This is a genomic window from Xenorhabdus sp. PB30.3 (assembly GCF_963895965.1).
Lineage (GTDB): Bacteria > Pseudomonadota > Gammaproteobacteria > Enterobacterales > Enterobacteriaceae > Xenorhabdus > Xenorhabdus stockiae.
In genome coordinates this window covers 1-9,523 of record NZ_CAWQMW010000027.1, presented here as the reverse complement: position 1 = coordinate 9,523, position 9,523 = coordinate 1, and the positions used below count along the sequence as shown (strand labels likewise).

The following is a 9,523-nucleotide window of genomic DNA, read 5'->3' as shown; positions in this document are numbered from 1 at the left end:
TTAGTAATAGATATTGGTTTTTATGTATCAGAGGATGATTTCGATGGGTTACATATAGAAAAATATCTAGAGAAAATAGAAAAAAGCGATTTTTTACTTGATAGATAATTGAAGTTTCTATATGTAATAAAAATTAATATAACTCTATAAATTTTTTCTAAGCGTCCAGTGCTCCCATCTTTTGGTTATCTAATAAAGAAATATGGGATCACTGGGCGTTTATTTTTAGGGAGAAGAAAATTGCGAGTTTGATGATTGCAATTTGCTGGCCAGTGGTTGGATGAAGAGAGTGGTCTCTTCTATAATCGGTTCAGATATTATTCACCTATAGCGAGCTGTTACCTAACACCAGATCCGATAGGCATTCAAGGTGGAGTCAATACTTACGGTTATGTATCAAATGCAATGAGGGAGATTGATCCTTTGGGATTGGCGAAGAAAAAAACGAAGGAATACCATATGATACTTCAGAATCGAAAATCAAAGGAGTGAAGTGATAAATAGATCAGGATACTATTTTAGTATTTATCAGCAACTCATAAAACATTCCCCAAACCCAGCACATCAGGCAAAAGGTATTTTGTTTCCCACTTAAAAATGGATATCAATCACATCACACTCATTAAAAATAGCGGATAACACGAGCGACTTGTTCATACAATTACATTGGGTCGAGAGTCAACAAGTGAACATAAAATTGAGAGGTGCATAAATGATAACTCAGGATGAAAAAAAGCAAGTATCTGGCTGGTTTCCAACACTAATATTACCCAGGCCTGAAGATAGTCACAAAGGTACTTTTGGGACTTTGAATATTATCGGCGGGGCTGAAACTATGAGCGGCGCTTGTGTTCTTGCGGGTACAGCTGCATTAAAGAGCGGGTGTGGGAAGGTTATTATCGGTTTTAATCAGGAGTCCCTTGCTGTCCAACTGATAGATACTGTACCGGAATTGATATTGAATAAAGCAAGCCAGCTTTTTGAAGGCGAGCTTCCATCTGCGTGGGTAATTGGTTGTGGACTAGGTACTTCTACTGAGGCGGTTAGTTTTATACAGAAAATGATCAAACATATCCATCAAGGTGAAAAAGTATTGATTGATGCTGATGGCTTAAATATTTTGGCAAAATTCACAGGCGAAATTGAGCTTTCGGACAAAACAGTTATCACGCCCCATGTGAAAGAAGCATCAAGATTGTTACAGACAGACTCTCAATCTATTCAGTCGGACAGGCTGGGGTCGGCACAGGCCTTAAGTACCCGATATGGTTGCTGGGTAGTACTTAAAGGTCATCGTACCGTAATTGCTGCACCGGATGGGCGAACGTGGGTAAATGAAACAGGTAATAGTGGCTTGGCGACTGCTGGTAGTGGGGATGTACTTTCCGGTATTATCGGTAGTCTGCTTGCTCAGAGTATTCCATTTGAGGAAGCGGTACGAGCAGGGGTTTGGTTACATGGTAAAGCGGCTGATATGCTGGTTGCGGATGGGATCGGGCCGATAGGGCTGACAGCCCATGAAATTATTGATTATGTCAGAAAAATAAGAAACCAAATAACTAATCACGATATATGATGGCTGAATTAAAAACTGACTATTAAGGAGCCAACGACAATGATAAAAAAAATACTGTTAGCTTTTATGCTCTTCATATTTTCACAGGTCTCATTTGCAGATGATGCAACTATTTTTGAGACAAAGACTTATCACGTTGCTATTTATAGTTTTTGCCCTGAAGGATATGTAAGTTGCGAGGATGTGAAGTCTGTTATAACAAATAAGAAAGACCATACTTCACTGAAAATAAAAGGACATACGCTGAATAGAGATTGTGACACAGGGAGTTGTTCTTTCTATGGATATATGTTTAAGCATAAAAATATGACATATACCATTTACCAACAAGGTATTTTATATGTTTCAAAAAATGGAAAGTTGGTTTTTTCAGAGGAGGGTGTATTTACTTATTGATTTTTGGTGTTATTAACTATAATAGTTAATGTATATTATAAATATCATAAGTTTAATTTGTGATGTTGCTTATTACTTTGTTTTGTATAATGTTTTTTTGAGATTCCCCTAACTAAAAAATATAATAAAATTAACAAATTAAGGGTTACCACTAAATTATATTAGCGACAATTCGTCTCATTTATGATTTGTTTATCAAATTTTTCTATTTGAAACCTAAAAAATTGTCAGTAAACTTAATATACTATTCCCTTGCATAAAGCACCCCCTGCATAGTGCTTTTTATGCTGAAAATAATAAAAAAAGAGGTTGGTTACTAAATCCTCAGTGAAAACATGAAATAGCAGTGTGGCGTAGTCGCTTACTATGAGTGATGTGGAGCCATATCCACAAATAAAGTTAGATCCTGATAACATCATTATGCATTTACTAAAAAAGCTGCTGATTGAGAGCAGATAGGAATGTTTTTACTACTTTTATCAATAAATGAGATTAATTATGGAATTGTGATACTACGATGAGATTTATATATAAATTTAACTGGTTGATTATCAAAATAGGAATTTAAAAACCGTTTTCTCATATCTGATTTGGTTATGAAGGGGGAATGATGCTTTTCCACGTTATCAACAAGAATAATATTGTTGCACTTTCGTTAATATTGGGTGTTGTCGTTTTCTTTTTTTCTTTATCATATAATAACAGTAAATTGGGTATTATCGATTATGCTGATAGACATTGCCAGAAAAACACTGCTTGTCTAATTGATATGAATAAAATCGCCCCTTTTGATTGGGATAAAATGTATATTATTGATAAAGGGATGGGGCATAAGGATATTGAGGATATTATTGGAGCTGCATTTAAAGGAAAAGCTAGTCTTTTTTATAAGATTATTTTTGTCAGAAACAAACAGGTAGTTTATGAAGATGAATATGATCCCTATATAAGATCTTATGAAAAAAAACTATTGAAACCAGACTTTCAGTATCCTTATGATGGTAAAGAAAATTATTTCAACTATTATGCGATCTCCAAAGATAATGCGATCCTTTCAATGAAGATTGAGAATAAACCACTCACAGATGACGATAAAGTCTACTATAAGTTATCGCCTTCTAATTCACAGCAGGTGAAAGAGAAAAATTTGTAAATATATATCCGGCTATTGGTTGGTGCTTCAGTGCAGGTCTACTTCTTCTTTTTGGCCTGCACTTTTTTAATTTTCTTTTTTCCTTTTTGTTCTGAATGGGCTTGTGAACTTTTTTGGGATGTAGGCTTAGCAGCAGAGGTGGGATTATTTTTTGGTTTGGAATGTTGCTTTTGTGCAACTTTCAGGCGTCTTTCCCACTCGCAGGCTGAATTCAGGCTTTCCAGTGTTCTGGTTAACCCGGAAATTAATCTTTCATCCATGTCATTTTTTGCATATTGGAGCTGTTTCTCTAATGTTTTCTGTTTGTTTTCGCACTCCGCTTTAGTTGGTTTTGCATAGGCAATATTCATACTGAAAACGACTAATACAGCCAAGAGCATAGTTTTCGACTTCATGAACTATTCCTAGTCTGATTTGAAATGCTTATTCAAAATTTTATATGCTGATCGGGATTTGTTCCTGAAAATTAGACGTTAGTTACAACTGACGAGGGGCAAAATGGAGGCTTTTATCTTTTTTCGCGAGAATGAGGCATAATGCTTTTTTGTTGTCTGATCAGCCATCAGGCAAGTTATCAATATTTCTCTCCCGGGGTTTGAAAATCGAATGCTAAGTTATCGTCACAGCTTCCATGCAGGCAACCATGCTGATGTGCTAAAACACACTGTCCAAAGCCTTATCATTGAGTCACTTAAGGAAAAAGAGAAGCCTTTCCTTTATCTGGATACCCACGCAGGCGCAGGTCGTTATCAGCTCAGTGGCGAGCATGCTGAACGTACTGGCGAGTATCTGGAAGGGATTGCCCGTATTTGGCAGCGTGATGATATTCCTCAAGAATTGTCAGGCTATATGAAAGTTGTAAAGGCTCTGAACCAGCATGGTGTTTTGCGTTATTACCCCGGTTCTCCATTAATTGCCCGTCACTTATTGCGCGAATATGATGAACTTAACCTGAGTGAACTGCATCCAAGTGATTTTCCTTTATTGCGTAGTGAGTTCTCCCGTGACAGACGCGCCCGTGTTCTGCGTGAAGATGGCTATCAACAGCTGAAATCAAAATTACCTCCTAAAACTCGCCGTGGGTTGGTGCTGATAGACCCTCCTTATGAGCTGAAATCGGATTATCAGAATGTGGTTAAGGGCATTCTGGAAGGGTACAAACGTTTTGCGACGGGTACTTATGCGTTGTGGTATCCGGTTGTGCTCCGCCAGCAGATTAAGCGCTTAGTTAAAGATTTGGAAAAAACCGGGATCCGCAAAATTTTGCAGATTGAGCTTGGCGTGCGTCCGGATAGTGATCAGCGCGGTATGACAGCATCCGGCATGATTGTGATCAACCCGCCGTGGAAGCTGGAACAGCAGATGAAAGCTGTACTGCCTTGGTTACAGCAGGTACTGATCCCTGAAGGCACAGGGCATAACTCAGTAGAGTGGATTGTACCGGAATAAGACTATTTTTCAGCGTGATATTGCAGCACGGAGCATCAATTTGATAGCTCTAGCCTATGACAACGAAAGCCACAATCATCATGCATAGTGATAACTTTTTGTCATAATATACGTTACGATTAAATTGTAGTCAGTAGGTTAATTGATTAGACGGAAGTGCCTAAGATGAGTAAACATTACGATTATATTGCAATTGGTGGTGGCAGCGGTGGTATTGCCTCCATTAACCGTGCGGCCATGTATGGGCAGAAATGTGCCCTTATTGAAGCTAAAGCACTGGGTGGAACATGTGTTAATGTGGGTTGTGTACCGAAGAAAGTGATGTGGCACGCTGCCCAGATTGCGGAATCTATTCATCAATATGGCTCTGATTATGGTTTTGATGCCACTATCAATCGTTTTGACTGGAAAAAACTGATTGCCAGCCGTACATCCTATATTGACCGTATCCATTCTTCGTATGAGCGTGTGCTGGGTAACAACAATGTTGATGTTATTCAGGGTTTTGCACGTTTTGTTGATGCAAAGACTGTTGAAGTGAACGGCGAAATAATTACCGCAGATCATATATTGATTGCGACTGGCGGCCGCCCTAAAAATCCGGCTATTCCCGGTGCGGAATACGGTATTGACTCGGATGGCTTTTTTGAGCTGGATGAAATGCCTAAGCGTGTTGCTGTCGTCGGTGCGGGTTATATTGCGGTGGAAATTGCCGGTGTTTTGAATGCATTAGGTAGTGAAACGCATCTGTTTGTACGCAAACATGCACCTTTGCGTTCTTTTGATCCGTTGATCGTAAATACGTTGCTGGAAGTTATCAACAATGAAGGACCGACTCTGCATACGGAAGCTGTACCAAAGGCTGTGATAAGAAATGCTGATGGCAGCCTGACTTTGCAATTACAGGATGGCAGAGAACAGACGGTTGATACTCTGATTTGGGCGATTGGGCGCGAGCCTGCGACAGATAATCTGAATTTGTCTGCTTCTGGTGTGGCATTGAATGAATCAGGCTATATTCAGGTTGATAAATATCAGAATACCAACGTAAAAGGTATTTATGCTGTGGGCGATAATACAGGTGCTGTAGAGCTGACACCCGTTGCGGTAGCGGCAGGTCGCCGTTTATCAGAGCGTCTGTTTAACAATAAGCCGGATGAACATCTGGATTATACCAATGTGCCAACAGTGGTCTTCAGCCATCCGCCAATCGGTACAATCGGCTTGACGGAGCCACAGGCAAAAGCTCAATACGGTGATGATCAGGTTAAAGTTTATACTTCGTCCTTTACCGCAATGTATACCGCAGTGACGCAGCACCGTCAGCCATGTCGTATGAAACTAGTTTGTGCTGGTGAAAATGAGAAGATTGTCGGTATTCATGGAATAGGCTTTGGTATGGATGAAATCCTGCAAGGCTTTGCCGTTGCCCTGAAAATGGGTGCGACGAAAAAAGACTTTGATAATACAGTGGCTATCCATCCGACTGCGGCGGAAGAGTTTGTTACGATGAGATAGGTGGTGTAGGAATTACACCTCGACACGTTTGTTTCTATCGCTGGAAAATACACACTAAGCCAAAGTATAAATTGGCTTAGTGTGACTATAAACCGGCCAGCTTTGATGGGGCTCTTTATCTAAAAAATAAGTTATTTTTTTGAGTCGTTGCATAAAATCTAATATCTTGAATAGAGTTGTTAGAATACCTATCCGTGTTGTTCCGTATCAGATTCAGGTATCAATGTGATGATGTCTTGTAATGCCTTTCTAATTTTTTCTTTTTCTCCACTTCTTTTAGTCGAAAGCCGTAATAATGGAATGCCTAACTTAAGCAAAATACTGTCTTTTGTCTGATCCCGCTGTCTCTGCTTGGAATCGAGGTCATGGAAGCGGTAGCCATCTACTTCTATTGCAAGCACAGGGAACTTGTCTAACTTATTGAAAATCAAAAAATCTATATGGCTATTCAGATGTCGGCCAAATTTCTGCTCAATTTCAGTTAGTATTCCGAAATCACTTATCAGTAAGCTTAGTTTGTAATTATGCTCGTACGTGAATGAAGTAAAAAGTTTATCAGCAAGAATATCATTCAATAGCGTAGCCATTAGATTTTCAGATAAATGCTCTGATTTATTTACTATACGGTTTTTAAAATCTTGTAAAACAGGTGAGTACTCGCTGTATAAGCAGTCGAATATAGAGACTGTTTTGCTTTCAAAAATGCTAGGTGACATGGATTGATATTCAATGTGGCGTATTAAGTCACCAATATTAGTACCTTGTTTTTTGGACAAGTTAGCAGACATAACCATGATGAATTGCTCTTTTGCTCGTGAAACAGCTACATTGATTAAGTTTGGACTGTCGTTAAATTTGTCTGCCCAACTGGCCGTTGGGCTATATATGATGATGTCTTTTTCACGTCCTTGAAATTTGTGTGCTGTATCTATTTTTATGTCTTTTTTATCGATAATCTGATTCGCATGTTTAACTTGGGCACGATAAGGAGTGACAATGCCGATTTTTACTGGTTCTATATTGCGCAAGCCTGCTTCAAGTAATTCATCTTTAATAACTTCTAACTCACGAAAATTGATTCGGCTTTTACCGCTTGGATCTTTGCAAGAGTGATGGCCTGGGGCTGTTTTAAGAATTTTAAATGGATCTTCATCTGAATGAGTCATGGTGATCAATTGACCGCCATAATATTTTTGATTACAGAAGTCGATGATCCGAGGATGGCATCGATAGTGCTCTTTAAGTAGCGTGGAAGGTGCACTCTTACCGAATACCTTGTCTACAGATGACAATAGACTTTCAGTTAGATAACTATATTCAGTTGGAATGCCAAACTTTTCATCAATATCGGGATGGGTGGTTATAAGCAAATTACTTGGAATATGAGGTATCTGCTGCAAATCGCCTACGATAACCATGTTTTTGGCGCACGCCATGGATAACACTCCAGTGAGGAGGTTTACTTGCGACGCTTCATCTACAATGAGATAGTCAAATAGTTCATGGTCACCTTTATTGTTAATGATCGAATCCGTTGTGCTTAGTACGGCAGGAAAGCGCTTAGCAAAATTGTCAAAAAAGTTTCTCTTGTAAGACTGGTGGTTAAACTCAACTTGCTCAATTTTATGATGTGTAGAGAAAATATGGTGCTTTAATAGGGTCATCGAGCTATCGGTATATTGTCTTAACAGCTTTTCGAAATTGTATCGGTTTAGCTTTTGATCAATTAAACGTTTACTCTCTGCAAGTTCTGTTTTTTTCCTTTGATAATACTCAGAGACAAGTCCCTTAAATAAGTTGCTGGAAAGGATTTTAATATCCTTGAACTTATAAATTCCATATTTAAATAGCCATTTAATTCTGAGTGGCCAAGACAGATTTTCATTTATAGAGTAGTGCTCTACCTCAGCCATAAACTTCATTAAATTTGGTGTTGACCATTTGTTGCCAAAAGACCAGTTAGATGGATTTATTGGGTCTACAGAGAAATGCTTATCGAAATACTTACTCTCAATCTCAAGTCTACTTATGAATTCTCGAATTCTAGCTTGCTCGTTTTGCAGTTCCAGCAGTTCAAAAATCAAGTTATTTGTGGAAGCAATTTCTTGCCTAGTTTGTAGCAGTGTTCTTTCAGTCAGCTCCCAATGAGCAATTTTAGGAATCTTATGTTCTTTGGAAAAAAATGCTTTTTGTAAGTCAGCATTGCCAAGACTTGCCGCAATAAAAGCAAAGCCTTCCTTTTCTAACTTTTCATAAATATTGCTGGTCGCTGCATTATTCCCAGCAACTACAGCAACAGTCTTATTTTGGCAGATCAAGTTTGCAATTATGTTGAGTATGGTTTGTGTCTTTCCTGTTCCTGGAGGTCCTTGAATGATGCTTAATTGTGATGTTAGCGCATTTGTAACTGCTTCACGCTGTGATGGGTTGACACCAAAAGGGAAAATGTTTGACGACAAACTTTTTTTTCTTAGCTGGGATCTTTTTACAAAGTTGCTTAGTACTGAGTCATCTCTGATCTGATTTAATTTTTTTTCATAAAAGTAGTGGACATACGGTGAGGATTCTTTCAAAAACATTGCTATATATTTGTAATAATCAATAAGGTCTTTCGTTTCTTTCTGTTCAGCGATATTTGGTATTATTTCTACATCAGAAATGGGGAATTCTTTACTATATCCATTAGTAAACAAAACTATATATTGATTATCAAAAATTAATGCTTCATCCCATTCTTTATTTGATCCGCTTTTTAAGCTAACAATAGAGTCTTCGATGTTGAGGACTTCTGGGTGATCAAAAAAACGGACATTTGTTTTGTTGTAGAGAAAGGTCTTATTATCTGGAAAGGTGACGAGAGTTTTGTTGCCTGATGGAACGACTTTGACGACCTTTTTTGTCGTATTCTTGAACTCACTTTGCTTGCTTCTGGTTAGAACCAAGAACTTCCGCTCATCCATGTGTTACTAATCTCCCTTTTTGATAAAAACGCCAGGAAGTATTCTAACCCAAAAATTCTGGAATTCTAAGCATAATGGATGTGAATTCATATGGATATAGTGATAAACCTCAGCAACGTACCTCATCTGCAAATGCTCAAATCTCTCACATAAAACTCTTCCAGACTCAACGTGGATTAGGTAACAGGTTACGATAACGAATATTCCCGAAAAAGCCAGAATTATTCTGGCTTTTTTATTGCCATTGACTCACCCTAAATAAGGTTGATGCTTTCCAGCAGATTGTCAATGAAAGTCTGTACTCTGAGAAGCCATTTTTAGCTAGATATCATTATTAACTAACATAGTAAGATTGATTTTATTACGGTATTTTTGGTTTCCCTGATGTAAATACCCCTGGTGCTGGAGGTGTTATTTGTTTTATAAAATATATATTCTTGGTTTTTATTTTTTGATTGTTTAATTCAAAGT

7 protein-coding genes and 1 pseudogene are annotated in these 9,523 nt (G+C 38.2%); 6 read left to right on the top strand and 2 right to left on the bottom strand.

Going from position 1 to position 9,523, the window contains the following annotated elements:
• Positions 1 to 255 precede the first annotated feature (255 nt).
• The 4 genes and pseudogenes from AACX38_RS20705 to AACX38_RS02895 all read left to right on the top strand — a co-directional run.
• Positions 256 to 435, top strand: a pseudogene (locus AACX38_RS20705) (RHS repeat-associated core domain-containing protein); the annotation flags it as partial.
• Positions 436 to 712: 277 nt separating this feature from the next.
• Positions 713 to 1,576 (top strand): NAD(P)H-hydrate dehydratase, encoded by an 864-nt coding sequence (locus AACX38_RS02905; protein ID WP_228865682.1) that lies wholly within the window; start codon positions 713 to 715, stop codon positions 1,574 to 1,576.
• A 39-nt stretch (positions 1,577 to 1,615) separates the two neighbouring features.
• On the top strand, positions 1,616 to 1,972 hold the full coding sequence (locus tag AACX38_RS02900) for a hypothetical protein (protein WP_228865681.1): 357 nt from the start codon (positions 1,616 to 1,618) through the stop codon (positions 1,970 to 1,972).
• Positions 1,973 to 2,579: 607 nt separating this feature from the next.
• Complete coding sequence (locus AACX38_RS02895; protein WP_339385652.1) at positions 2,580 to 3,125, top strand: hypothetical protein; 546 nt, start codon at positions 2,580 to 2,582, stop codon at positions 3,123 to 3,125.
• Positions 3,126 to 3,163: 38 nt separating this feature from the next.
• On the opposite strand, the gene AACX38_RS02890 is transcribed toward AACX38_RS02895, so the two are convergent.
• The gene (locus tag AACX38_RS02890; RefSeq protein WP_228865679.1) at positions 3,164 to 3,520 is read right to left on the bottom strand and encodes a DUF1090 family protein; all 357 of its coding nucleotides are present in this window, start codon (positions 3,518 to 3,520) and stop codon (positions 3,164 to 3,166) included.
• 211 nt (positions 3,521 to 3,731) lie between these two features.
• On the opposite strand from AACX38_RS02890, the gene AACX38_RS02885 reads away from it, so the two are divergent.
• Positions 3,732 to 4,574: a 23S rRNA (adenine(2030)-N(6))-methyltransferase RlmJ gene (locus tag AACX38_RS02885; RefSeq protein ID WP_099109429.1), complete on the top strand. Its 843-nt coding sequence runs from the start codon at positions 3,732 to 3,734 to the stop codon at positions 4,572 to 4,574.
• A gap of 165 nt (positions 4,575 to 4,739) precedes the next feature.
• Entirely contained in the window at positions 4,740 to 6,092 is a 1,353-nt protein-coding gene (gorA, locus tag AACX38_RS02880) for a glutathione-disulfide reductase (RefSeq protein ID WP_228865678.1), read from the top strand.
• Positions 6,093 to 6,280: 188 nt separating this feature from the next.
• Here the strand turns inward: gorA and AACX38_RS02875 are convergent, their stop codons facing one another.
• Entirely contained in the window at positions 6,281 to 9,052 is a 2,772-nt protein-coding gene (locus AACX38_RS02875) for an AAA domain-containing protein (protein WP_228865677.1), read from the bottom strand.
• Positions 9,053 to 9,523: the final 471 nt, after the last annotated feature.

Bases quoted from the DNA above. Each gene is read 5' to 3' on its own strand.
- AACX38_RS02905 (WP_228865682.1), top strand. From the start codon at position 713: ATGATAACTCAGGATGAAAAAAAGCAAGTATCTGGCTGGTTTCCAACA.
- AACX38_RS02900 (WP_228865681.1), top strand. From the start codon at position 1,616: ATGATAAAAAAAATACTGTTAGCTTTTATGCTCTTCATATTTTCACAG.
- AACX38_RS02895 (WP_339385652.1), top strand. From the start codon at position 2,580: ATGATGCTTTTCCACGTTATCAACAAGAATAATATTGTTGCACTTTCG.
- AACX38_RS02890 (WP_228865679.1), bottom strand. From the start codon at position 3,520: ATGAAGTCGAAAACTATGCTCTTGGCTGTATTAGTCGTTTTCAGTATG.
- AACX38_RS02885 (WP_099109429.1), top strand. From the start codon at position 3,732: ATGCTAAGTTATCGTCACAGCTTCCATGCAGGCAACCATGCTGATGTG.
- gorA (WP_228865678.1), top strand. From the start codon at position 4,740: ATGAGTAAACATTACGATTATATTGCAATTGGTGGTGGCAGCGGTGGT.
- AACX38_RS02875 (WP_228865677.1), bottom strand. From the start codon at position 9,052: ATGGATGAGCGGAAGTTCTTGGTTCTAACCAGAAGCAAGCAAAGTGAG.